This window comes from Alkalicoccus halolimnae (genome assembly GCF_008014775.2).
GTDB lineage: Bacteria > Bacillota > Bacilli > Bacillales > Salisediminibacteriaceae > Alkalicoccus > Alkalicoccus halolimnae.
In genome coordinates this window covers 1,393,306-1,418,541 of sequence record NZ_CP144914.1, presented here as the reverse complement: position 1 = coordinate 1,418,541, position 25,236 = coordinate 1,393,306, and the positions used below count along the sequence as shown (strand labels likewise).

At 41.3% G+C, this 25,236-nt stretch carries 24 protein-coding genes; 14 read left to right on the top strand and 10 right to left on the bottom strand.

What is annotated here, in order from left to right:
- Positions 1-53 precede the first annotated feature (53 nt).
- Positions 54-950 carry an NAD-dependent epimerase/dehydratase family protein gene (locus tag FTX54_RS06325; protein WP_147803065.1) on the bottom strand — a complete coding sequence of 299 codons (897 nt, stop codon included), beginning with the start codon at positions 948-950 and terminating at the stop codon, positions 54-56.
- A gap of 144 nt (positions 951-1,094) precedes the next feature.
- Here FTX54_RS06325 and FTX54_RS06320 point away from each other — a divergent pair, with 144 nt between their 5' ends.
- The 6 genes from FTX54_RS06320 to FTX54_RS06295 all read left to right on the top strand — a co-directional run bounded on the left by FTX54_RS06320 (position 1,095) and on the right by FTX54_RS06295 (position 7,447).
- Positions 1,095-1,484 (top strand): GntR family transcriptional regulator, encoded by a 390-nt coding sequence (locus tag FTX54_RS06320; protein ID WP_147803066.1) that lies wholly within the window; start codon positions 1,095-1,097, stop codon positions 1,482-1,484.
- Complete coding sequence (locus FTX54_RS06315; RefSeq protein WP_147803067.1) at positions 1,481-2,353, top strand: ABC transporter ATP-binding protein; 873 nt, start codon at positions 1,481-1,483, stop codon at positions 2,351-2,353. The genes FTX54_RS06320 and FTX54_RS06315 overlap by 4 nt, the downstream gene beginning before the upstream one ends.
- The gene (locus tag FTX54_RS06310; RefSeq protein WP_147803068.1) at positions 2,343-3,368 is read left to right on the top strand and encodes a hypothetical protein; all 1,026 of its coding nucleotides are present in this window, start codon (positions 2,343-2,345) and stop codon (positions 3,366-3,368) included. The genes FTX54_RS06315 and FTX54_RS06310 overlap by 11 nt, the downstream gene beginning before the upstream one ends.
- Before the next feature lie 281 nt (positions 3,369-3,649).
- Positions 3,650-5,077 carry a PTS system trehalose-specific EIIBC component gene (treP, locus tag FTX54_RS06305; protein ID WP_147803069.1) on the top strand — a complete coding sequence of 476 codons (1,428 nt, stop codon included), beginning with the start codon at positions 3,650-3,652 and terminating at the stop codon, positions 5,075-5,077.
- Between the two features lie 381 nt (positions 5,078-5,458).
- Complete coding sequence (locus FTX54_RS06300; protein WP_187254482.1) at positions 5,459-7,105, top strand: ABC1 kinase family protein; 1,647 nt, start codon at positions 5,459-5,461, stop codon at positions 7,103-7,105.
- Positions 7,106-7,120: 15 nt separating this feature from the next.
- Complete coding sequence (locus FTX54_RS06295) at positions 7,121-7,447, top strand: phasin family protein (RefSeq protein ID WP_147803071.1); 327 nt, start codon at positions 7,121-7,123, stop codon at positions 7,445-7,447.
- 173 nt (positions 7,448-7,620) lie between these two features.
- Here the strand turns inward: FTX54_RS06295 and FTX54_RS06290 are convergent, their stop codons facing one another.
- The 5 genes from FTX54_RS06290 to FTX54_RS06270 all read right to left on the bottom strand — a co-directional run bounded on the left by FTX54_RS06290 (position 7,621) and on the right by FTX54_RS06270 (position 12,139).
- Entirely contained in the window at positions 7,621-8,475 is an 855-nt protein-coding gene (locus FTX54_RS06290) for a GNAT family N-acetyltransferase (RefSeq protein WP_147803072.1), read from the bottom strand.
- A 25-nt stretch (positions 8,476-8,500) separates the two neighbouring features.
- Positions 8,501-9,358, bottom strand: coding sequence for an STAS domain-containing protein (locus tag FTX54_RS06285; RefSeq protein WP_147803073.1), 858 nt, complete (start codon positions 9,356-9,358; stop codon positions 8,501-8,503).
- A 351-nt stretch (positions 9,359-9,709) separates the two neighbouring features.
- Positions 9,710-10,480, bottom strand: coding sequence for a type I methionyl aminopeptidase (gene map, locus FTX54_RS06280; RefSeq protein WP_147803074.1), 771 nt, complete (start codon positions 10,478-10,480; stop codon positions 9,710-9,712).
- Between the two features lie 97 nt (positions 10,481-10,577).
- Complete coding sequence (locus FTX54_RS06275; RefSeq protein WP_147803075.1) at positions 10,578-11,651, bottom strand: hypothetical protein; 1,074 nt, start codon at positions 11,649-11,651, stop codon at positions 10,578-10,580.
- Positions 11,648-12,139 carry a PulJ/GspJ family protein gene (locus FTX54_RS06270; protein ID WP_147803076.1) on the bottom strand — a complete coding sequence of 164 codons (492 nt, stop codon included), beginning with the start codon at positions 12,137-12,139 and terminating at the stop codon, positions 11,648-11,650. Before FTX54_RS06270 ends, FTX54_RS06275 begins: the two co-directional genes overlap by 4 nt.
- A 68-nt stretch (positions 12,140-12,207) precedes the next feature.
- Between FTX54_RS06270 and FTX54_RS06265 the strand changes: the two genes are divergently transcribed.
- The 4 genes from FTX54_RS06265 (at position 12,208) to FTX54_RS06250 (ending at position 17,356) form a co-directional block, all read left to right on the top strand.
- Positions 12,208-13,518: a PulJ/GspJ family protein gene (locus FTX54_RS06265; protein WP_147803077.1), complete on the top strand. Its 1,311-nt coding sequence runs from the start codon at positions 12,208-12,210 to the stop codon at positions 13,516-13,518.
- Positions 13,519-13,534: 16 nt separating this feature from the next.
- Positions 13,535-14,059, top strand: coding sequence for a GNAT family N-acetyltransferase (locus FTX54_RS06260; protein ID WP_147803078.1), 525 nt, complete (start codon positions 13,535-13,537; stop codon positions 14,057-14,059).
- A gap of 156 nt (positions 14,060-14,215) precedes the next feature.
- A complete protein-coding gene (locus tag FTX54_RS06255) occupies positions 14,216-15,421 on the top strand; it encodes a peptidoglycan-binding protein (RefSeq protein WP_338485650.1) in 1,206 nt (401 codons plus the stop codon).
- A gap of 243 nt (positions 15,422-15,664) precedes the next feature.
- On the top strand, positions 15,665-17,356 hold the full coding sequence (locus tag FTX54_RS06250; RefSeq protein ID WP_147803080.1) for a M3 family oligoendopeptidase: 1,692 nt from the start codon (positions 15,665-15,667) through the stop codon (positions 17,354-17,356).
- 180 nt (positions 17,357-17,536) lie between these two features.
- On the opposite strand, the gene FTX54_RS06245 is transcribed toward FTX54_RS06250, so the two are convergent.
- Entirely contained in the window at positions 17,537-18,514 is a 978-nt protein-coding gene (locus FTX54_RS06245; RefSeq protein WP_147803081.1) for an aldo/keto reductase, read from the bottom strand.
- 46 nt (positions 18,515-18,560) lie between these two features.
- Positions 18,561-18,875, bottom strand: coding sequence for a hypothetical protein (locus tag FTX54_RS06240; RefSeq protein ID WP_147803082.1), 315 nt, complete (start codon positions 18,873-18,875; stop codon positions 18,561-18,563).
- A gap of 134 nt (positions 18,876-19,009) precedes the next feature.
- Here FTX54_RS06240 and FTX54_RS06235 point away from each other — a divergent pair, with 134 nt between their 5' ends.
- The 3 genes from FTX54_RS06235 (at position 19,010) to pgeF (ending at position 21,421) form a co-directional block, all read left to right on the top strand.
- Positions 19,010-20,260, top strand: a complete 1,251-nt coding sequence (locus tag FTX54_RS06235; protein WP_147803083.1) for an MFS transporter — start codon at positions 19,010-19,012, stop codon at positions 20,258-20,260.
- Between the two features lie 72 nt (positions 20,261-20,332).
- Complete coding sequence (locus tag FTX54_RS06230) at positions 20,333-20,569, top strand: hypothetical protein (protein ID WP_147803084.1); 237 nt, start codon at positions 20,333-20,335, stop codon at positions 20,567-20,569.
- Positions 20,570-20,605: 36 nt separating this feature from the next.
- Complete coding sequence (gene pgeF, locus FTX54_RS06225; protein WP_147803085.1) at positions 20,606-21,421, top strand: peptidoglycan editing factor PgeF; 816 nt, start codon at positions 20,606-20,608, stop codon at positions 21,419-21,421.
- A gap of 136 nt (positions 21,422-21,557) precedes the next feature.
- Here pgeF and FTX54_RS06220 read toward each other — a convergent pair whose 3' ends face one another.
- A complete protein-coding gene (locus tag FTX54_RS06220) occupies positions 21,558-22,979 on the bottom strand; it encodes a dihydrolipoyl dehydrogenase family protein (RefSeq protein ID WP_147803086.1) in 1,422 nt (473 codons plus the stop codon).
- A 4-nt stretch (positions 22,980-22,983) separates the two neighbouring features.
- On the bottom strand, positions 22,984-23,733 hold the full coding sequence (locus FTX54_RS06215; RefSeq protein ID WP_147803087.1) for a VTT domain-containing protein: 750 nt from the start codon (positions 23,731-23,733) through the stop codon (positions 22,984-22,986).
- 255 nt (positions 23,734-23,988) lie between these two features.
- Between FTX54_RS06215 and ilvE the strand changes: the two genes are divergently transcribed.
- Positions 23,989-24,891, top strand: coding sequence for a branched-chain-amino-acid transaminase (ilvE, locus tag FTX54_RS06210; protein WP_147803088.1), 903 nt, complete (start codon positions 23,989-23,991; stop codon positions 24,889-24,891).
- Positions 24,892-25,236: the final 345 nt, after the last annotated feature.

The following is a 25,236-nucleotide window of genomic DNA, read 5'->3' as shown; positions in this document are numbered from 1 at the left end:
TTAAAACCTCTCCTGCAATCCCAGCTGGAACTACTACAAAGGCTGACAACAGCCTAATTCTCTGACATTTCCTGCTTCTCTTTTTCCACAATCAGTTCGACAAGCGGTCTAAACCAGCTGCTCAGCGGACGGAAATAATATCCGAATTGTTCGACACGATCTGTATTTTGATAAATAGACTCCGCAAAATTCATTGGCGAAGCTTCTGCTTCTGAAGATGAAACGAGGATAGCTTCTTTTCCTGCCGCCCTCTCGATCTCCTTTATCATTTTCTGGTGAGAAATTTGATCTGGGGCGGATGCATTTACTGGTCCTTCAATTTTTTGTTCTCCGCACCAGAGAAGAAAAGAAGCCAAATCATCAGAGTCGACAAAAGAGAGTTTGTTATCCAGCTGGTCAATGCCGATTGCTTCATTTTTCAATACCTTCCTTACCAGTTTATGAAGCCGCTCTGTGTAATCATCTTCCCCCAGTACAATCGGCGGGCGTACGGCAGTTACAGGAAAGGAGGCCTTCTGAAAGAATAGTGCCTCGGCCTGCCTTTTACCTTCACCATAGGAAAAATCCTCCCTTCTTCCACGTTTAAGAGGATACTTCCACGGGTCAAAATCGTGTTCGTATTTTTCTTCTTTTTCGTTTATATCATAGACCGATAATGTAGATGTAAAAATATATTTATTCACTCTGTCTTTAAATATTTCTGCTGCATTCAGCGCATCTTCAGAGCTGAAACAGATTTGGTCATATATAACATCCCATTTTTCCTGAGCTGCTTTTTCCAGGGATTTTCTATTGAAACGGTCAATTTCCAAGTGACGGCCGTTTTTCAAGAAACTGGTATCCGCATTTCCCCTCGTTGCTATAGTGATGTCACAGCCTAATTCTTCGAGTTTTTCAGCTAGTCTTTTACCGAAAAAACGTGTACCGCCAAGTATCAGCACTTTTTTCATGTTCTTACTCCCTCCTGCTATGTGAATAATTCCCGCTGGTTTTCGTGTTCCATAAAGTACAAATTTTAATTGACAAGCCTGAAATTCCAGTTTATGTTTGGTCTGTACTAGTGCAGATAATACACTCGGAAGGAGCAACTTGCAATGTTTTTTCGAATTGATACGAAAAGCAGTACTCCTTTGTATGAACAGATCATTTATCAAATAAAGGATATGTGCTTAACAGGACTGCTTCGGCCCGGCGAGAAGCTGCCGTCTATTAGAGATTTGTCTTCTCAAATGGTCATTAACCCGAACACTGTCAATAAAGCTTATCAGGAACTGGAGCGTTCAGGAATAATAGTTACCATACGTGGAAAAGGTACTTTTATTGCTGAAGATTTCCCTTTAACCCCCCTTCCGGAAAAGGAGAAAAAAATCCAAAGCCAGGTGCGCCAGCTTGTAATTGACTGCCATTATGCAGGCATAAGTAAACAGCGCCTCCTGGAATGGACAGAACAGTGCTTTGCTGAAATGGAGGACAGATCTTCATGAGAGTTAAACACATTTCTAAATATATCCATCATCAGGCCATCTTATCCGATATAGACTTTGATGCTCTCACAGGTAACATTATCGGAATCGTAGGAAGAAATGGAGCAGGAAAAACGACATTGTTAAGGACAATGGCCGGGATTCTCAAACCTACCCACGGTGATGTTCTCATTGATGGTTTTAGTATTTTCAAAAAGCCTGGTCTGAAAGAACAGATTATTTTCGTCCCGGATTCCTCGGAAGCCTTGAAGAATTACAGCACAAAAGAACTCATCTATCTATACAAACATATTTATCCTAAATTCGATGAAGAATATATGCACTCTCTCATGCACAGGTTTAGACTGGAGCCAATTTCAAAAATAGGAAACTACTCCAAGGGCCAGAAGGCACTTTTTATTCTCATAGCTGCCTTTTCTACCAACGCAAAATATATTTTACTGGACGAGCCTACAGACGGCCTCGATGTAATTATTAAAAAACAGGTTCTGCAGATTCTCGTTGAGGAAGTTTCACAAAAAGATATTGCTGTCATCATTTCATCCCATCGTCTGGATGAACTGGAATACATGGTCAATGATGTCATTCTGATAAAAGATGGACGGGTAGACAGTCATTATGAACTGGATATAATGAAACTGGAATATAAAAAGGCTCAGCTCGCTTTTGAAGAATCTATGCCGGAAATAATAAAGGATAAGGTCTATCTTCTCGATCAAACCGGCAGGGTTTATACTGTGCTGATAGATAAAAGTGACCATTCAACAGAAGAATTAATCAAAAGTCACTCCCCTCTTCTTTACGAAGAACTATCCCTATCACTCGAAGATTATTTTATAGCTAAACTGGGGGGAAGCGATGATGTTTGAAAAAGCTCTGTGGTTTCAAAATTATAAACAAGCGAAAATGATCATCTGGATGATGCTTGCTCTTTTTATCCTTCAAATGCCTATCCAGGCTATTTTATCTATCGAATCCTGGAAGGAAAGAGCAGCTCAGGCTGATCAGGCCGAGGAATACGTTTATGAAATCCAGGCATGGGATATTCTGCAGATTTTTTCAGAAGGCATGTTTACTATTTTTGTAACGATAGCCATTGTTATGCTCGCCGTGTTATTGATCGGCCTCGAACGTAATACGAGGAGAAATGATTTTACCTTCTCTCTCCCATTTAAGAGGGAAACTCTTTTCCTCGCTAAATGGGCACTTGGCACCGTTATCATTACTGTCTTCTTTATTATAAACTTCGTGCCTGCTTATTTTATTGTTCAGCAGTCGGATTTTAACAGCGGTCTCAATCTCGTTACTTCCTTGGAGATATTTTGGGGACCTCTGTTAGGATATATATTTTTCTATACTTTTGCCCTGTTGATCGGCACAATAACCGGGGAAATGATTTCCCAGATTTTCCTCACTTTTATTTTAGGTTTTCTTCCGCAGATGATTCTCATTTTGATTCAGGAATTTATGAGAGTCCATGACTTTTTCTTATTCAGCATCGGCTCTCAACCCCGTTGGGTGGAATATATTACTCCAGTATATTATGCCATTGGGGAAATGGGAGAAGTAGTAGGAATTTTTGCAGCTATAGTGTTTACCACACTCAGTCTATGGGGTGGAAGTCTCCTCTATCGAAACAATAAAATAGAACACAATGGGGAGTTTTTAGTATTTAAAAGTTTAAACCCCATATTTATGGTGTTATTGACCGTTCTTATTTCCTTGTTCGGCGGACTTCTTTTATCCTCTTTAGCTCCATGGGGGGCTAACGTACTCCGTATCCTTTCTTACTGGATAGGATTTACTACTTTCCTGCTCTTTGCTTTATTGTTCATACGCAGGCTTGCAGCAATGAATGTTACTTTTACAGGCAAACCGACTTAACTCAGAAATAAGTTAAGAAGTTCTGTGACTGGAAAGCTCTTTCCAAACGAAAGGGTTTTCCTGCTTTTCTTCAGAGATTGATTACTTTTCATCATCAAAAAACACTCAAAATCTTCCTCAATTGAATTATAATCATTGGAAGTAAATGAAGGTGAATCGTTTAAGTAAACTATTAAAATAAAACGGTTGCAAAACTTGTATATACAACTTATAATTGGATTTGTAGAAATGTTGTATATACAAGTTTGTTTTTTGTGAAAACGGTTTAGGAGGGTATCCAAATGGCAAAATATGAACAGCAGGTTCGTGAAATTCTTGAAGCCATCGGCGGCGAAGAAAACGTCGATAAAGCTACCCATTGTGTGACAAGACTGCGCTTTGCTCTAAAAGATGAAAGTCTCGTTGACACAGATAAGCTCGAAGCGATTGACCTTGTTAAAGGGTCTTTCTCAACGAATGGGCAGTTTCAGGTTATTATCGGTCAGGGAACAGTCGATCAGGTTTACCGGGATATTGTGGAGCTTACCGACATAGGTGAATCATCGAAATCCGATGTGAAATCAGCTTCTTCCCAAAAAATGAATCCCCTTCAGCGAGCAGTCAAACTTCTCGCAGATGTGTTCATTCCCATTTTACCGGCTATCGTAACGGCCGGGCTGCTTCTCGGTCTTAACAATGTCCTTACGGGACCAGGAATTTTCTTTGAAGAATCCATAGTAGAAGCTTATCCGCAGTGGGCTGGTCTGGCTGAAATGATCAACATTATAGCCAGCGCCGCATTCGCCTTTTTACCTGCTTTAATTGGCTGGTCAGCTGTGAAACGCTTTGGGGGCAGTGATCTTCTCGGTATTGTCCTAGGTTTAATTCTTGTTCACCCGGATCTTTTAAACGCCTGGGGATATGCTGACGCTCAGGAAGCAGGAGAAGTTCCAGTCTGGAATTTGTTCGGCTATGATGTGGAGGCTATCGGTTATCAGGGGCAGGTCCTTCCTGTACTCGTTGCATCCTTTCTCCTGGCTAAAATTGAACTCTGGCTTCGTGAAAGAGTTCCGGATTCTATTCAGCTCCTGATTGTAGCTCCCGTAGCTCTTCTCGTTACAGGACTGTTAACCTTTGTTATCATCGGACCAATTACTTTTGCTCTTGGAAACGGAATTACTGACATATTTATCTGGATGTTTGATGTTCTTCCAGCTCTTGGCGGCTTAGTTTACGGACTTCTGTATGCTCCACTCGTTGTAACAGGTATGCACCATGCCTTTCTCGCAGTGGATTTACAGCTGACAGGCTCCGGAAACGGAACGTTCCTGTGGCCAATTCTTGCTCTTTCCAATATTGCACAGGGGTCGGCAGCTCTGGCGATGATTTTTGTGAGCCGCAGTGAAAATGTAAAAGGACTTTCTGGAACGTCAGCTGTTTCTGCCTATCTTGGTGTTACGGAACCAGCTATGTTCGGTGTAAATATCCGCTTTAAATTCCCATTTATATGTGCCATTATCGGAGCATCGCTTGCTGGTACATTTATAGCAATAAATGGTGTACTTGCTACTTCCATAGGCGTAGGTGGACTTCCAGGGATTCTCTCCATTGTGCCTGAATCATGGATTCCATTTATTATCGGTATGGTTATAGCTATTGTTATTCCATTTGTTCTAACCCTTTTATACGGTAAAACTATTGCGAAAAAAACTTTCGTTCCTGAGAAATAAAGAGTCATTTGAATTGTAGAGTGTAATAGGACTCTTGAAAAGCATTGTCAAAAGCGCCATGACGATTTTTCGTCATGGCGCTTTCCTGTTTGAATCTGCTTTTGAACATAGCTTCAAATGACTGTTAACAGCCGATTCACGTGTTCTTACTTTTTTACGTCTGCGCACATATTTCCTTTTAACAGCATAATCCCGAAAACGAAACCTGCTTTAGTAATACATTATGTTATTCGAATTAGGAGACCCTCAGTCAAGCACCTCCTCTGAAAAGTCAGCTGCAATATGCTATAAATATATTAATCGCAGGTCTATTACATATATTTTTAATCTTTAAGGTATTATAATGGGGAAAGCACTACAATGCGAGTCAGGAGGAGTGGAGTGAAAAATAATTCTTTTTACCGAATTATCGTTACGGTCATTATGTTTCTTAAATTTGTTCTTCAGCTTTATATTTTTAATAAACGCCACCCTGACTGGGATTCCCATACCCAGGATAAATGGGAAAAACTCGTCCAGAGCCAGGCTAAGGAATACCGTGAAAAAGCTCTTCATTTAGAGGGCTTGATGATTAAAGTTGGTCAGTTTCTAAGTACACGGGCTGATATTATGCCTGATGTATTCATTAAAGAACTTGCAGATCTTATCGACCAGGTCCCCCCTGTCCCCTCAGAAGTATCCAAAGAAATACTCGAAAATGAATGGGGCCAGCCTCTCGATAACCGTTTAGCTGAGATCAGTGACCGGCCGGTTGCTTCTGCTTCTATAGGAGAAGTTTACAAAGGAAAGCTTCATAATGGGCAGGAAGTAGCGATTAAAATACAGAGGGCAAAAGTTGACAGAATTATAAAGACTGATTTTAAATCTTTAAAAATTGTCCTCTGGATCACAAAAAATTTCACTAAATTAGGTAAAGAAATTAATACAGCTTCCTTATATAAGGAAGTTGTCCAGGTAATTGGTGACGAGCTGGATTATGGCAAAGAAATGAGAAACGCCCAAAATTTTCAGCGGCGTTTTTCCGGCAGTTCTGCTTACTACATCCCTCAATTTTATGAAGAGTACTGTACAAGAAGAGTGCTGGTTATGGAATGGATAGAAGGAAGAAAAGTGACTGACCTTTCCTATATGCGCGAAAATGGCATCAACCGCAAAGAAACAGCCGCTAAAATATTCCAGTTCTTCGTCGATCAGCTGCTGGATCAGGGACGTTTTCACGCTGACCCGCACCAGGGCAATATTTTAGTTCAGAAAGATGGGACACTCGCTATTCTGGACTTCGGTATGGTAGGCTATATAACCGGCCAGGACTCTGCAAGTATAAGGCGCATGATACAAGGCTTTGTGCTTGACGATTACCAGCTGGTCATTTCCGAGCTTCAGCACCTTGGCTTTCTACTGCCCCATGCCAATAAATCACTTCTGGAACAAGTACTTCGAAATTATGTGAATATGTATCTATCCTCTGATCTCTCTCAGCTTGACCAGGAAACTGTGGAAGAAATATTTGAGGATATGCAGAAAATCGTTCGTGAACAGCCTATCCAGCTTCCTTCCGAGTTTGCTTTTCTCGGACGCGCTGCTTCGATCGGTCTCGGCGTACTTACGATCGTGGATCCGGACATTGACTTTATCGAACTGGGAAAACCTGTCGTTAAGGAATGGCTGGACGAAGCCGATGAACAGCAGGGAAGTATTCAGTCCCAGGTCTTAAAAGATACTTTGAAACCTCTTCTCTCTCTCCCACGTAATATGACAGAATGGCTCGAATCACCAAATTATCAGCGGCGGTCGGATGAAAGAAAGCAGCTCCGGCAGTTTAACCACCACCGCTACTTATTGGGATACACAGGGTTGGGAATTCTTACATTCAGCGCTATGCCCTTTCTTTTTATAGGGGTGTGGATAGAGCATTTACTGCTCTTATATACCGCTGCATCCTTTGCCGGAGCAACAATGATCACTGCAGTTTTCGTTTTATACCGACATGCCAGATGGGTGTCGAAATTCAAAGAAAATACTTATTAACTGGAGGAATGTATAGTGAATAATCTATTCAAAAGCGGAATTTTACTGGGGCTCGGAGCTGCTGTTTCGAGTAAAGAGAAAGTTGAAAAATATCTTGATGAATTAATTTCCAAAGGAAAAGTCACTCCTTCAGAAGCAGATGATCTTTATCAGACTTTAATAAAAAAAGGCGAAGAAACCGAAGAAGAATGGAACAGACACTCTAAAGAACGACTCCGCACATTTTTTGAGGATTTAAATTTAGTGTCCAAAGATGAACACGAAGCATTAAAAGAACGAACGAAAGAGCTCGAAGAAAGATTAAAAAGCCTGGAAGCGAACAGCAGGCAATCAGACCTTTAATACGGGAAATACTCAGTAAATCAGATGACACTGAATCTCTTTTCCCCGGCTTCTGCATTTTATCTCTAATTGTTTTCAAAATTTCTCACAATAAGGAACCGGAAGCTCTTTGAGCCCGGGTCCTTATTTCTATATGCGGCCTCTTGGAAGTTTTACCAGACTAAGTTCCATCTTTAACTATCATGTGAAATAAACTCATACTCTAACGATTTACCAGCAACAGTGAATCCAAGCTTCTGGTAAATTGTGTTCGAAGCTTCGTTTTCTACATTAGTGTTTACAGTGCAGAACTTAAACCCCTCATCGAGAAGCCTTTCCGCCAGAGCACCGACACATGCGGTTGCAAAACCGTGCTTTTCGTATTCTTCCGGAGTATAAACATAATTTACTACAACTCCATTTGTAAGTTCCCTCGCTCTTTTTGCCATGGAAACCGGAGTATAATTGTCGTCCCTCCAAAGAAAAACCTGGTTATGCTTAATCTGGTTTAATACATTTTTTTCTAATATTAATAGGTCTTCCTCTCTGAGCGATCCCATAGCAAAAGATTCTGTCCAATCCATCACCAGGGCCGCATCGTCCTCGCTCGCAAATGTTAATTTACCCGGCGGCTGTTCCCAGTTCTTCACATGATTCAGTTCATATATAAACTGTTTTTTTACGAGAACTGCTTTTTTCGACGTCAATTTTTCCCACGCTTCTGCAAACGCGGTAACGACCTTTTCACAACCAATGATACCCGAAAGCTGCTGCTTCTCTTTAAGCAGCCAGGCGGCTGCTTCATCCATCGCTTCTGACCTGCCGCATACAATCATTTTGCGTGGAGGAGTCTGAATAAAAATAGCATAAGGTTTATTGTCTTTTTCCGCAGTTGCGATAAAAGGCTGTGAGTACTGCCCCGCTTCTTCTTCTTTTGAAAGCTGCTTTAGAACTCCGAGCGGAAGATTGTGCTGAACTTCCTGTTCCTCTAAAAACGATCCAATATGGTTGAGAAGTCCAGTGGCGTATTCATACTTTTTAAATTCCATTGTGCAGCTTCTCCTTTCCTTTATCCTATCGTCTTTTGTCCTCGCCTACTGCCAATCCAGTTTCTGCCAAAGCCTGGGGCAGGGAGTTGACTACTGTCATATTTTCGAAAGAAATTCCCAGGTTGACTACTGTCTGGGCAAGTTCAGGGCGGAGACCTGAAAAAATAACCCTGATTCCAATAACCCGAAGCGCATCATTTAATTGGAATAGATTTTGAGCTACATACGTATCAATCATCTGCACACCGGACAGATCGACAATTAGTGTGGACAGCTTCAGTTCATTTCCTTTTGATAATGCCTGAGTTAACAGAAGTTCGGCCCTTTTTGAATCCACGCTGCCAATGACAGGTAGAATGGCAACTTCCCTAGTAATCGGAACGACAGGTACAGACAGCTCTGATATTTCATCTTTTGCTTCCTGGTAATTTTTTTCGTTCTTTTCCACATAGGCCTGGGTAAAGGAATAGATAGCCTGATCAATTAACGGATTAATTGTATCAGCAATTTCATAATACTGGGAAAATGTTTGTTTACCTTCAGTAAATTCTTTTCGCATATGTTTATAAACCACTTTTCTTAATATTGGAACGACCAGCATCGCTTTGTCGGGCGAAAGGTTCAGTATGGCTGCCTTTTCGCCAAAACCTCTCCCCCATTTATGAACTTCCGCTTTTCCTTTTTCGACATCAGCTGTAATAAAACCGTCTGCAAATTGCTCAACGAGTTCAGCAATATGTTCTTTAATTTCCGTTTCCGGCATTTTATTAAAATTAATTTCGTGAAAACTTTGAAATTTTAAACTGATTTCTTCTGCGAGCACATATTTCATTGAGCTGATTTTTTCACCTATATATTTCATATACTCATTTCCAGAAGCCACAGCATAACCCCCTTTACAATGTATTCGAATAATATTAATAAATACCCTGCTTTCAATAAAAATTATAACGAAAAAAACAGCGGTTTCAACTACGTGAAGAAAAAACCACTGTTTTTACTATCAATTTCTTATAGTACCAGTAATAACCATTCAAATCTTACGTCCGGGAAGATCTGCCCGCCTTCCGTATCTATCTATGCCCTGGTGCTGTTTTTATGGAATAAAACAGCATTACTTGTATTTTTTTTGAAGGGAAAACGAAGCAGAAACCGGCTGACGCCTCCGAAAGCAGCATTTTTTTAGTTTATTTTTAGACGGCTTTAAATTAAGCCCTTCTTTAAAAGAGTATAACTATAAGTCGAGCAGATCTTCACGATTCTGTTCCGTCGTTATGATAGGCTCTCCATTCTGAATAACGAGAGTATGTTCATACTGGGAAGAAAGGGAGCCATCTTTCGTTCTTGCTGTCCAGCCGTTATTGTCCATCTTTGACTGCCAGCCGCCTGTATTAATCATTGGCTCGATCGTTATTACTGTCCCCTCTTTTAGACGAGGACCTTTCCCTGCTTTCCCATAGTGAGGAATATTCGGTTCTTCATGAATAGTCGGACCTATACCATGTCCCGCAAAATCTCTTACAATCCCATATCCAAAAGGCTCAACATAGTTCTGGATAGCTGCGCCAATATCCCCAATTCGATTCCCGTGCTTCGCCTGTTCAATCCCTTTATAAAGAGCTTCTTTCGTTACTTGATTTAACTTTTTAGCTTCTTCAGAAACGCTTCCAACTTCGTAAGTCCAAGCTGAATCAGCAAGTCCTCCGTTCAAATCGACAACGAAATCCATCGTAACGATATCCCCCTCTTCCAACTTTTCTTTGCGGGGAAAACCATGGCATATTTCGTCATTTACGGAAGCGCAAGTAGCAAATTTATAGCCCTGATATCCTTTTTGAGCCGCTTTGGCACCGTATTTTTCAAGTGTTTTTTCAACAAAGTTATCGATTTCTTTAGTAGATATTCCCGGTTCAATCATTCCTGCTATTTTCTTATGAATACTTGCTACGAGAATTCCTGCTTCTTTCATCAATTCTATCTCTCTCTGTGATTTTCTTTGAATCATGCTGACACATCCTTTTTCGTTTACGTTTATTCCGCTGTCTATCATACCAAGTGAGGAACTTTCCCTCAACTTTTATATGCCGGGATTCTTCGGTCACTTATTGATTATCTTGCAGGGTGCTGATTTCCCAAGTTGTTCCCGACCTTTCGCGCGCAGTAAAATCTTCTCCAGCATAATTAACTTTCCCCTGCTCCCATTCTGAAATACTGTTTTCCCCGCATGAGCTCACTCTATGCAGCATATCAGAAGTATCCTGTAGAAGCGCGTTTTCTGCAGGAGCATACTTTTTGTTTATTGCATTGTCTTCCCCCACTTGATAAACGGAACCTTTAACACACATTCTTGTCTGATTCTGCAGGTCGAATTCCCCGGCTAAAAAGTCTTTCTCAACGATAATTAAACTGTCAGTGGAATTCTGCGACTGAACAGCGCCTTCTTGTTTAAGATAAAAGTAGCCATCTACAATAAGTGATGCATTTCTCCTTATCCTGACTTCGTCTGCTGCGTAAAAGTCACCACTTACCCTTATTCGACCCGTGTTATTTTCAAGGGTCAGACGGGAATTATAGTACTGGTTTCCTTCAACAGTTCTCGAGGAAGTCGCATCATAATTAATTCTGTCCTCATAGTAAGTTCCGTTGGCGGCAAAAGCCTGTGGATTAGTGTTTCTTAGATATACTTCGTAAACGCCCTGCGGTTCTCCACCGTCACCATTTTCCACACGACGCAGCCTTAAAGACTCTGACTTATTATCTTCGGTACTGCCGCTGCGTGCAGAAACGAAATAAGTAAGAACTATCTGTTCTTCTTCTGAAATTTGAATGTTTTCTATACTTACTTGGTCTCGACTTTCTTCAAAACCTGAAAAATGATCCAGCAGAATCCTTTCAGGTATCGCTTCCTCCAAAGAACTGCCTGTTAAAGGTGGCGCCTGACTTTCTCCCTCTCTTTCTGACAACTTCTCTTCCAGAGCGATCATTACACGCTGACGGAAATATTTCTTTCCATAATCTATCAATTCATCCACTTTGATCTCTTCTTCTAAAACGCTCGCTTGAGAGGCACTGTTTAATGCGTTATTAATAATCGGGACTGCCAGCATTCCAGTGATTACTATTGTTAAAAGAACGAGAAGCAGTGCATACCCTTTGTCACTTTTTATGTATTTCATTGACTGCCCTCTCCCTCCTGAAGTTCCTGCTCGTAAATCAGCCGGTATCTTTCACTAATTATTTCCATGCTTTCATCAAGTAGCACTACCGTAACGTGATAAGCGTTTATACCTGCACGTCCTTCCTCTAATGCCAGCTGCTCAATAGACTGGACAGAAATGTCCGGGTATACATAGTTGCCGCTGTTCGTTTCAACGAAATAACCAATGCCGTCTTCTGATTCTATGAAGTGAAAAAAGTCATTCTGTTCTCCGCTGAAACTGCTTTCCATTACCGGCTCTTCATAGTTTTGAAGTTCCTCCACTGCCTCATTCAGAAGCTGCTGATTTATATTTATATAATCGAGGTTATCTTCTGTGCGCTCTGTAAACAGCATCGATTGTGTAAAAAAAGAAACGAATGTAAATCCTATTAATGTTAAAATGACTAAAGAAGCCAATAGTTCCAGCAGGGTAACTCCCTCTTCGTTAAAAATTTTGTTTTTCATTATCAGCATTCCTCCACATTCATTCGTCCATTTAATTATACTATTTTACATATGGAAAGGAACGCCTTATGACAATTCTTTCTAATCAGCGCGGTGTCACTTTACTTGAACTTCTGGCAGCTATGGTGCTTCTCTCTTTTGTCGGCGCGGCAGCCTATATGTTTATATTCAACAGCTTCACTTTTCAGGAACGATCAGAGGAACGAGTGCGGCTCGTGCAGGAGGGTATCGTTCTTTCAGCAGAACTTCGATCTTTACACGAGAATGAATCCGCATTTTTCTATTCCCAGGACCGGCGGTTGTACGAAGGAAACAGCGCCGATGGCAGATTGATTACACATCCAGATATTACTCTTTCCGGCCTTTCAGTGAATAGTGAGATGGTGACACCCGGCAATTCAGTCACCTTTACAGAAGAAAGTTCCCACATAACTTCAATGCTTATAAATGGTTCCTATGAACATGAAATGGAAACGACTCTGCAGACTCTTGGGGATTTCTCCGAAGAATTTGTGATGGCTGCTGGTAATAATGGGAATGATAACCCTCCCCCGCCTCAGGAAGAAGACCTGTCTTATCCAGGAGAGGATGAAATCCGGAGTATATCTGAAGTTGTCTACAGCCGCCAGACAAATAACTGCACTTCCTCAGGAAATGCTGTATATGGGCAAAACGACGTTAATTCATGGGAAGTCTGTACGAGAAATATTCATTCAGACGGAAATTTATATTTCAATAATCCATCCACATTCCATGGAGATTCTCCATTTTCATTGGAAGTTGACGGAGGCGTTATGTTTCGGAATAATTTAATAATGTATAATGCTCCGCTTTTAACAGCATCTGAGTATATTTGGATCGGAAATAACCTGCATATGTTCACAAATGGAAGGATCGAAACGCAGGGCCCGCTTATTGTAAATGAAAATTTAACTTTGGAGAATAATGCCGCTGTGGAAACGAACAATTTAATTGTCGAGGGCTATACCAGAATGCTCCTCGATTCCCGCCTTACCGTACAAAATGATGCTGAATTTAATAATGGCTTGAGCACGGAGAACGCTCCTTCTATTCAAATTGGCAATAACCTTACCGTAAACGGGGACACTATTTTAAGACAAAGTCCTCAGCTTCAGGTTGCGGGAAATGCCTACTTCAATGGAAACCTTGATTTCCAAAGAGGCTCGCAGTTCTATATACAGGGAGATGCAGTTATAAACGGGAACGTGGCATCTAATATACGCTGGGATGCTGGGAAATTGTGCGTAGAAGGAAGTTTGGAAGTAACGGGTTCAATTCCAAATCCTGTCATTGTCAGAAACGATGTTTCCAGTTGCAGCAACCAGCCTGAAGGTACGATTTATGTATTAAACCAGTAGCAGATAAGGAGATTCCATGATATATTTAACCCCCTTTAATCAGGAACATTTTTCAGTATTAAAAACATGGATTAACGAAACAAGTTCCGAAGAAATGATCCGCTGGTCCGGGACCACCTTTACCTTTCCTCTTACTGACCGTCAACTTCTGGAATACAACTCAGAAAAAGATGCCCGGATTTATATGGCAATGGATGAAAATCATATCCCCTGCGGACACGCTGCACTCAGAAAAATAGACTTCTCTCACCGCTCTGCTAGGATTGGAAAATTATTTGTAGAACCATCATTCCGCGGGCAGGGATATACTCCTATAATATTACATAAGTTACTGTGTATTGCTTTTGAGGAGCTTCATTTACACAGAGTTGCATTAGGTGTTTTCAATAACAACATACGTGCCAAAAGGATATACGAACAATTCGGTTTCAAGGTCGAAGGAGTGTTAAGGGACTACCGTTTCGTAGAAGGAACATTTTGGAGTTTGACAGAAATGTCCATCCTCAAACCGGAATTTACCAACACTTTACGAAATCTGTAACAATCTCTAATATATAACAGGAATGTTTCAAACTGTGACAATGTAATATCAGTATATTAAATAACATGAAAACCTCTTGCTCCTTTACGTGCAGGCTGATACGATAGGCCTCGTTGAGTAAAGAGCAACAAATGTAAATAGGAGGTTTTTATAACCATGAAAAAATATTCATTTAAATCACTAGGTATTTCAGCAGCAGTAGCAGGTTCCATTCTTTTTGCAGGCGGAAACGCTGCAAGCGCGGACGAAGGAACTGAGTTTGGTGAAGATTTACTGTTTGAAGGTAAAAGTCATTCTCATGTAGCAGAATTGAACGAACTACTTGCTGATCAGGATTACCTGGATGAAGATACAGGTTCCACTTATACTTCAAGCACAACAGAAGCTGTTCGATCTTTCCAGGAAGATAACGATCTTCTTGTAGATGGTCTTGCCGGAGTTCAAACAGCAGGTGCAGTTTCTGAACTTTCTAAGGGAGACACTGGTTTTCTCGTAGAAGAGCTCCAGGAAAAGCTTGCATTCCTTGGCCTTTATGATTACAAAGTAGACGGCATATATGGTCCAATCACTGAGGAAGCCGTCGCAGATTTTCAGGAAGAGCATAACATTGACGGCGAAAGCGGCGTAGCTGGTGCTGAAATGTACGCACAGCTTTACTACTCTGCTGACGCAGCAAGCTCTGATGATTCCGAGCCGGTTCAAGAATCTTCCGACTCTTCTTCATCCGAAGAGGCCTCTGAAGAAGAGTCTTCATCCGATGAAGCTGCTGAAGAAGAGTCCTCTTCCGATGAAGCCGCTGAAGAAGAGGCTGCTGCCCAGGAAGCCGCTGAAGAAGAGGCTGCTGCCCAGGAAGCCGCTGAAGAAGAGGCTGCTGCCCAGGAAGCCGCTGAAGAAGAGGCTGCTGCCCAGGAAGCTGCTGAAGAAGAGGCTGCTGCCCAGGAAGCCGCTGAAGAAGAGGCTGCCCAGGAAGCTGCTGAAGAAGAGGCTGCTCAGGAAGCCGCTGAAGAAGAGGCTGCTGCCCAGGAAGCCGCTGAAGAAGACACACAGTCTACCAGCGATGTAGATGGAGAAACAATCAATGTTGAAGCAACTGCTTATACGGCATTCTGTAACGGATGTTCCGGTGTAACTGCTACCGGCATCGATCTTCGAAGCAATCCGAATCAAAAAGTTATTGCAGTAGACCCGGACGTCATTCCACTCGGATCCACTGTTCATGTTGAAGGTTACGGAACAGCTGTAGCTGGCGACACTGGTGGAGCAATCAACGGAAATAAAATTGATCTCTTCATGCCTGAACGAAGTGACGCAATTGATTTCGGACGACGAAGCCTTGAAGTAACTATTGTTGATACACCATAATAAAAGAATTTTAAAAGAGTGGTTTGAGATTGTATTTTCTCAAACCACTTTTTTTTTACTTTGCATACTTAAATTTTGTTATCTGCTGAGTCGAATAACCTGTGTGGATCAACTAGGATCCTTTGAAATAAAGTAAATGACAGATAAAACGCAATATAGAATCCAATTTTTTACATAAAATGCTTCATGCTATTTATTTTTAACAGCTCTTCCTGTACAGTAAAATTAAGGAGGGAAATACATATGAATTCGTTTTATCAGGAAACAATTGATTTTCAAAATATTAATGAAATTAAAGCAGCATACGAGAAGCTGCTGCACGAAGAAATTAACTCTGTGAGGCAATTGGAAGACTGGCTCATTCGACTGTCACGTCTTCAGGAGGAATTGGAAGAAGGTTTGTCCGGTCATTACATTGATTTTCAATGTCACAGTGATTCAGTCGAGGCAAAAAAGCAGGTTGAATATGACCAGATACATATTGAACCATTGATAAAAACCTACACTGCACAGCTCGATGAAAAATTTCTTGACTCTCCTTTTGCTGAGCAGCTTCCAACACGGGAATACGCTCAGCTGGTGAACTCCAAAAGGAACGCCAAAGAATTATTTCGTAAGGAAAATGTAGACCTTGAAGTAGAAGAAGATAAACTGACAACAGATTATTTTGAAATCACAGGAAGTCTGACAGTGAAATGGAATGGAGATGAAAAATCTTTAAGCGAACTTTCTCCTTATATGGAAGATAAAAATAGGGAAACCCGCAAAAAAGCAATGACTCTTATGTTTGAAGCGTTTCACGAAAAAGAGAATGACCTGCAGGACATAATGAGTAAATTAATTCGACTTCGTGAGAAAAAAGCAGCAAACGCAAATACCGCAAATTACAGAGATTACATGTTTAAAAAATATGAACGCTTTGATTACACTCCAAATGACTGTGCCAGACTCGCAGACTCGGTTAAAAAATATGTTACACCGCTGAAAACCGAGCTTCAAAGACAACATCATGAAAAACTTAACGTGGAAGATTACAGACCATGGGATCGAAAAGGGACACCTGCTTCTGAAAAAACACTTATGCCATTTGAGACACGTGATGCACTCGTTTCCAAAGCAGGTGAAATTTTTGATAAACTTGATGGCCGCTTTGCCGAATTGCTTCGTATTATGGACGAAAAAGGGATGCTTGATCTGACCGCGAGAAAAGGGAAATCTCCAGGCGGTTTTTGCACTCCTCTTCCGGTTACAGGAACTTCTTTTATTTTTATGAATGCCTCCCAAACCCACGACGATGTCGTCACTCTTCTGCATGAAATGGGCCACTGTATTCATAACGATTTCACTCAGCATTTTAAACTTGCTGATTATAAAGAAACACCTATGGAATCTGCTGAGCTGGCAAGTATGTCTATGGAATTGTTAACAATGGATCATTGGAATTATTTTTATGAAGACGGTGAATCTCTAAAACAGGCGAAGCGTAATCACCTTCAGGACATAATAGATTTTCTTCCGCTGGGAGTCGTCATTGATCAATTTCAGCACTGGATATATGAGAATCCACACCACTCTGAAAACGAGAGAAAACAAAAATTCCGTGCTCTGCAGGAATATTATGATGCCGGACATGTGAACTGGGAAGGTTTGGAGAATTGGCAGGAAATTTCCTGGCTGCGCATCCTTCACATATTTGAAGTGCCTTTTTATTTCATTGAGTACGTCATTGCACAAATTGGTGCTCTGCAGGTGTATAAGCAGTATCGGAAGGATCCAGAAAAGGCTCTTGAAAATTTCACTTCAGCTTTGAAATTAGGATCTTCTGTCCCTCTTCCGGACGTTTATGACGCTGCCGGTATTAAATTCGATTTTTCATCTGAAATTATTGAAGAACTTATGCTGTTCCTTCAGGAAGAACTTGAAGCTTTAAAGTAGGATTTCTTTAAATAAAGCTTTTACAGCATTCAGTCCTGCTGCTATAGGTAAATCTCCGCTTCCGCTATGCGGAAAAGACTTTCAGGTGTTTTTAAAACTTCTAAAAAGAAGACCCCCGCTTTTGTTTAAGCGGGGGTCTTCTTTTTAGAGAGGAGCAGTTAATATTTATACAAAAACCGTTTAATAAGCTCCGCGGATCACGTCGTGAACCTGCCGGTCGTAAAACTGCTCCAGTCTTTCCATTTCTTCAGTTCTGAAACCTTTTACGTTTACAGCTTCGATGCTGTCTGAGACCTGCTCTTCCCTTTTAAAACCGGGAATGACAGCTGATACTGCTTCGTGCTCCAGAACCCATTTGAGCGATGCACGCGTCATACTGCCTCTGCCTTCACTGATCCAGTCCAGTTCCCTGCTCAAAGCTACACCCGTAGAAAAGGGAATTCCTCCAAATGTCTCTCCAACATTAAAGTGTTCACCGTCAGCATTAAAATTGCGGTGGTCATCATTTTCAAATTGATGATTTTCTTTAAATTTCCCCGTAAGCAGTCCGCTTGCCAAAGGTACGCGCGCTAATATTCCGACGTTCTTTTCCACTGCCTGAGGGAACAATTCCTGTGCCGGCTTCTGCCGGAAAATGTTATAAATAACCTGCAGAGTGCTCACTCCAGGATACTCAAGACAAAGCAGTCCTTCCTCAACTGTTTCCACGCTCACACCATAGTGCTTGATTTTCCCTTCTTGTTTCAGTTTATCTAAAACTGCAAATACGTCTGCATTTTCTATTATCTCCTTTGGAGGGCAGTGAATCTGATAGAGGTCCAGTTCGTCACGTTTTAAACGGCGCAGAGTGGCTTCCAGGTAACTTCTTACATTATTCTCAGAATACGTCTGTGGGTCATGTATGTCCCCGCTGCGGCAGAATTTACTGGCAATATATGCGTCCTGAGGCTTCACAGTCCGGCCGAGCAGCTCTTCTGCGTGACCGTCCCCGTAAACATCAGCTGTATCGAAAAAATTCACTCCTTCAGAAACAGCTCTCTCCAGACCTTTAACTGCTTCTGTATCATTTGAGTTGCCCCATGAACCCCCAATTGCCCAAGTACCAAAGCTGATTTCGCTTATTTTCATGCCGGTCGATCCAAGATCTCTGTAGTTCATTTCAGTCACTCCTATTATAATATAGTATAGTCAATTCTGCAGGAATCTAATCGTATTTTCGGGCCTCTCTTTCAAGTACCCGTTTTTCCAACTCTTTGAACGCCGAAATAAAATCCGTTGGATCTTCTTTAGTTGGATAGGAAAAAACTCCTCTGCTTGTGTGAAGATAAAGAATCGCTTCACCTGAGGTAACCTCTCTGTAAGATATGTCAAAGACCTGTTCTGCCGGGAATTCCCTTCTGTAAGTCTTTATTTTATCTTCATAAAGATAAAGCATTCGATCATATTCAATATTTTTTTGTTCGATAGCGGTTACTTCTCTTTCCACTTTATAATAAGGGTGTTTGGCTATATAATCCATGCAGATCCCTCCTGCTTCTAGTTTAACCTAAACGGACAGGAAGTAATATAAACAGTATTAATAAAATATTTAGCACCACGAATTATCTGCTACAATGTAGGATAGTAATCCTATTGTTAAAAGGAGTTGCTGCGATGTCAACTAACGAAAAAAGCGGAGGTATTTATTACGGATGGTACATAGTAGCTTTAGGAGCTCTCAGTCTATTCTTTTCAGGACCCGGACAAACATATTCTAACTCTGTGTTTATTGATTTTTACATATCCGACTTTGGATGGGAAAGATCGCTCGTATCCGGTATATATTCCGGCGCCACACTATCTGCAGGGTTACTGCTGTTTTTTGTAGGAAACAGCATTGATCGATTTGGCCAGAGAAATGTTTCATTAATCGTAAGTATTCTGCTTGCAGCTGCCTGTATATGGAATAGTTACGTCATCAGCCCCTGGATGCTGTTCATCGGATTTTTCCTAATTCGTTTTCTGGGGCAGGGCTCTATGACTCTAGTCCCCAATACTTTGATACCTCAATGGTTTATTATGCGGAGAGGGCGTGCCTTCAGTTTTATGATGCTGGGAGGGTTTGCCAGCTCTGTTCTTTATCCGCCTTTAAACGCCTGGTTAATAACAGAGTTCGGCTGGGAAATAACCTGGCGTATTCTCGGAGTAACCATTTTATTAATCTTCGTTCCTCTCGTTTATTTTTTCATGAGAAATAAACCCGAAGATATAGGACTGCTTCCTGATAATGCAAGTAACAACACAGATATTGACAGTTCCGATGTTAGAAAAAAGGATATTTCCTGGACGCTTCGGGAAGCTGCACGCACACGCCAATTCTGGCTGCTTCTTCTGTGCCTGGGTATTCCTTCAATGATAAACACCGGACTGACCTTTCATCTTGTATCCATTGTTTCAAGCTCCGGTCTTGGAATTGGAACAGCTGCCTTTGTTCTCAGCTTAATGGCTGCAGTAGGTTTTCCCGTAACAATGCTTGCCGGATTCGTTTTAGAGAAGGTAAAAGTCCACTATATATTTGCCCTCGTTTTCGTAGGTCAGTTCATTTTTATTATCATTCTCTATTTCACTAATTCGTTTGCAATGGCTGTTATATTTGGACTGATGTGGGGATTCACAGGAGGAGTCGAACGGATTTGTATTTCTATTGTTTTTCCTGATTATTTTGGAAGGAAACATATTGGCAGCATCAAAAGTATTGCTGCGACTGTTACTGTAGGCGGCTCTGCCTTTGGTCCTCTCCCGTTTGGAATTGCTTATGATCTTTTTGGAGGCTATCAGGAAATTCTTCTAATCTCTTTAGTCTTTCCGGTAATCGGAGTGGCAGCCTGCCTCCTTTCACCAAAGCCTGTCAAGAAAACGTCATAGTTTCTATTGGTATCCCCCTCCTTCTCCCTGCTATACTAAGGGAACAAGATGAATTGGAAAGGATGATGCCCAATGGACGTTTTTACAGTTCCCAGTCCTGGTGACCCGACGATGGGATATGCCTATCTTTTTATGGCACTGATGCTCGCTATAGCAGCTTTTCTTGTTTACCGCTTTAAAAAAGCTGGGAAGAAAACAGAAAAGCAGAAAGAACCTGTTGTATATGAAATGTATGAAACGAAAGAGGAACATGAAGAAAAACAAAAAAATGAAACGAAGAATCAAAAGCAGGACGGTCCGCCTGCATAATAATCTATTCTTTTTGAAAGAAGGATGATACAGCTCATGAAAGAACCATTCTTACTATCCAATAATAATCTCCATTTAAATAAATGGGAAAACCTACTACCAGGTCTTACCGCTGGATTCACTACCAGAAAAGGTGGAATCAGCCCGAAGCCTTTTGATTCTAAAAATACAGGGCTGCACGTGAATGATCGAGAAGAATACGTACTTGAAAACCGACGGCGCACAGCAGAATCTATCGGTTTCCCTGTTACCTCATGGACTGCTGCCGAACAGACCCACGGAGATCAGATTGTGAAAGTATCAAAACCACTTGCCGGCAGCGGCTCTGTGTCTTATGCAGATTCTATTAAAAAAACCGATGGATTTTATACGTCAGAGCAGGGCATCCTCCTTACGATGGGCTTCGCCGACTGCGTACCAGTCTACTTTTTATCAAAAGAAAAAGGTCTCGTAGGAATTGTCCATGCCGGCTGGCAGGGAACAGCTAAGAACATTGCCGGAAAAATGGTTCATCTTTGGAGATATATGGAAGGTGTGCATCCCGGTACTATTTATGCTGCCATCGGCCCTTCTATTGATTCCTGCTGCTATACGGTGGATGACCGCGTCATCAAAGCTCTCCAGGAAACGCTGCCTGATCACAAACCATATAATGAAGTTTCAGAAGGACAATATGCTTTGCAGCTTAAGGAAGCAAATTATCACCTGCTTATTAATGAAGGTGTGCCACCGGAACATATTTTTGTGTCTTCATACTGTACAAGCTGTAACGAAGATCTCTTTTTTTCACACCGCAGGGATAAAGGTAAAACCGGAAGAATGACGGGTTTCATAGGTTCATTAGAAAAATAAATGCCAGCTTGAAAAACCACCCCTAATAAATGGTAAAAAATTTTTTATTGGGGACGATACTCTTCATCTTTAAAATGCCTTCATGACATTCTAGTCACGAAGGCATTTTTCAGCTTCAAGCCCTCTTTACGATAACTTACCTGAGGTACTTGATATATGTTTTTGTAAATCCTGTCAGTCTGCTTTTAAACAATTTTTTATTCCAGTATTGATCTGCAAGCTGCTTTACGATTTCAGTACGGGCAGGATAGGGATGAACTACTTCTGAAATATCTTTTATTTTATGACCCTTCGTTTTCATATATACGAGCGTCTGCATCCAGTCACTCGCATTTTTACCTATTCCATGAGCTCCCAGTATGAATCCCTTTCTATCGATGATCACTTTCACAAATGAAACCTCATCCTGTTCTGCAATCATTCTGTCCGGATTATCAGCTTTGATTACTTCATAATCTTTTCCTGACTGTTCAATTACTTCTTTTTCCGTCTGTCCGAGGTGAAAGATTTCCGGCTGCGTGTAAAATGCCCATGGAAGATTTGAATAATCCATTTTCATTTTCAGCCCAAACACAGCATTAGCGATTACTACCTTTGCTTCTTCCCCTGCCCCATGCGTGAAGGGGAATTTTCCGTTTACATCCCCCACCGCATAAATATGAGGGACACTAGTCTGCATTCGCTCATTAACAGAGATAGCTGCCTTTTCATTTCGTTCTACTCCCGCATTATCGAGTTTAAGCAAATCGATATTTGGGTTTCTGCCGACTGCCAAAAACAGGGCATCTGTCTTCACTTTCTTGTTCACCTCGCCTTCAATCACAGCAAAAACTCCATCGTCATGACGTTCCAGCTTTTTCACTGTAGATTTGAGGTGAATAGTAACTTCTTTTTTGAATTCTCTGGAGGCGCGAACTGATATGTCTTCATCTTCCTGTAAAAGAAGATCAGGAGCATTATCCACCACAGTAACGGAAGCTCCAACTCTAGAAAGAGCCTGAGCCATTTCCAGTCCTATAGCTCCTCCTCCCACCATCACAATATTTTCCGGCAGCTTTTCCATGTAAAAAACAGATTCGTTAGTAATAACATCCACCAAATTTACATTTTCAATTTCAGGAATAATCGGACGTGAACCTGTAGCTATTACAATCCTTTTCCCTTTAATAACCTGACCATTAGATAACCTTAAACGGTGTGCATCTTCAAAGGAAGCTTCTGCATAAATGACGTCCACTCCAAGTTTCTGAAACCTCTCTGTACTGTCATGCTCCTGTATTGTATCAACTGCCTTTTGAATTTGACTTCGTACTTTCTGCCAATCTGGCTTCCCATCAATTACAAGTCCGTGTTTCTTCGCGGAAACATGCGTGTCATGCAGTTCTGAAGCTGCCGCAATTAACGCCTTGGAAGGAACGCACCCGTAATGAAGACAATCTCCCCCAAGGCTGTTCTGCTTCTCTATCAGAGCCGTTTTAGCGCCAAATTGCGCGGCTCCCGAAGCTGCTGTGAGTCCGCCGGAACCTCCTCCTATTACAATAATGTCATACTTTTTCATACAGCTATCTCTCCTCTTTAGAAGTATTAAATTTTCTGCTGATTTTTTTCCTGAATAACAGCGGTATGGTACTTACTGCCAAAAATATTATAATTGCGGCAACAATTTGTTCTCTGTCACCTATAATAAGACTCGAACCTAAAAAACTGTATGCGAAAGCTCCCGGGATGATCCCAATAAAAGTTCCAAAAATAAAAGCTTTAATCCTAAGTTTAGATATTCCACACAGGTAGCTGATAAAATCAAAATTAAATACAGGCACGAGCCGAATAAGCACTACATATACGAAGCCATGCTCGGTAAGCTGCCTCTGCAGTTCTGCTGCCCTTCCAGTCCACTCTTTTCCTGCTATATTTTTCCCGAGTTTTCTCGCAATGATAAAAGATAATGCGGCCCCGGCTGTTGCCCCGATTAATATTAAAACAGTTCCAGCAGCTGGACCGAACAGAAGCCCTCCTGCTAACGAAAGTATCGATGCCGGAAATAGAATCAGAGGCCGGAAGGTGTAGATAATAATATATAAAAAAGGGGCAAACCATCCTGCGTATTCTATAAAATTTCTTAACGCCTCAGGAGTCACATTAATAAATCTCGAGTTAATCCAAAGAAGTCCGCCAAAAATAATCAAAACAGCAAAAATTTTAAATACCATAATTTTATTTATTTTCACTTTTACTACTCTCCAATCGACTAAATTAGCGGATTCCTCAGTGCCTCCTCGTTTAAAAAATACATAAACCCTTTTCTTCTGCATTCCCTAAACCCCTTTCCACTAAGCATCTCTCACTTTTTGAAAGCGCTTTATAAATATTAACAAATAATCTGAATATTCTACTATTTCCTTCAGTGGCAGAGTTGAAAGCGATTTCCTGATGTTAGATTGTTTTGAAATGTGAGAATTTTTCACAAACAGCTGTTGACGCTCTCTTCCTATGGGAGTAAGATAAGTTTCAACATCAACTTTAATCACTGCGGCCCAGTTGAACATTTCAGTAAAGGAGCAAACGGTATGAGCAGTCAGTGGATTTACCTCGACGATCGATTCGTGAAAAAAGAAGACGCGGTCGTTTCTGTTTTCGATCACGGCTTTCTCTATGGAGATGGTGTTTTTGAAGGTCTCCGCGCTTACAATGGAAATATTTTTAAACTGCATGAACACATTGAAAGGCTGTACCAGTCAGCTCAATCCATCATGCTCCACCTCCCATACTCGAAAGAGGAGATGGAAGATGTTATTGTCGAGACCATCCGCCGCAATAAACTCGAGACTGCTTATATACGGGTTGTTGTTTCCCGAGGGCCTGGCAATTTAGGTCTTGATCCCGTGAATTGTACAAAACCCAATGTTATCGTCATTGCTGAACCTCTTGCGCTTTTCCCGCAGGAATTATATCAAAGAGGATTAAAAATGGGTTCTGTTGCCAGCCGCCGCAATCGACCGGACGTTTTAAGCCCCCAGGTAAAATCGCTCAACTATTTAAATAATATTCTCGTTAAGCTTGAAGCCAACCAGGCTGGTGTGGATGAAGCACTGATGCTTAACGACCAGGGATATGTTACAGAAGGTTCCGCAGACAATATTTTTATCGTTAAAAACAAAAAAATCTTTACCCCGCCGGTTTATCTGGGTGCTCTTGAAGGAATAACACGTAATGCGATCATTGATCTTGCTTCTGAACTTGACTACAGCATAAGTGAAACTCCTTTTACCCGTCACGATGTTTACACGGCGGATGAAGTGTTCTTAACCGGAACTGCCGTTGAAGTCATCGCTGTTGTCGACGTAGACGGCCGGGTAATTTCTGACGGTATTCCCGGAGAAATTACTAATCACCTGTTAACGGAATTCAGAAAAATTGTTACAGTAGATGGAGTTCACTGCTATCCGGCTGAGAAAGTTAATGCTGTTTAACATTTTAATATCAATAAATTCGATGATAGGAATAAAGGTTCATGGTTCTGTTTTTCCAGAGATCCGGGGATGGTGGAAGCCCGGAATAACAGCTTGATCCGACATCGTCCTTGAGTGCTTTACTGAAAAGTCTTTTTGAGTAGGTAAAGCCAGGTGCTCGACACCTGTTATCAAAAGAAGCCTGTTCAGGCTTCGTAAGGCATTATCCGCGAGGATAATGTGAAACCGGGTGGTACCGTGAAAAGAAAGGCTTTTCTCCCCGCTTTGCAGCTTTGTCATATTTATTGACGGAAGCGCATGTGGGGTGAAAAGTCTTTTTTCGTTGTTTTTTCAGAAATCCAAGGA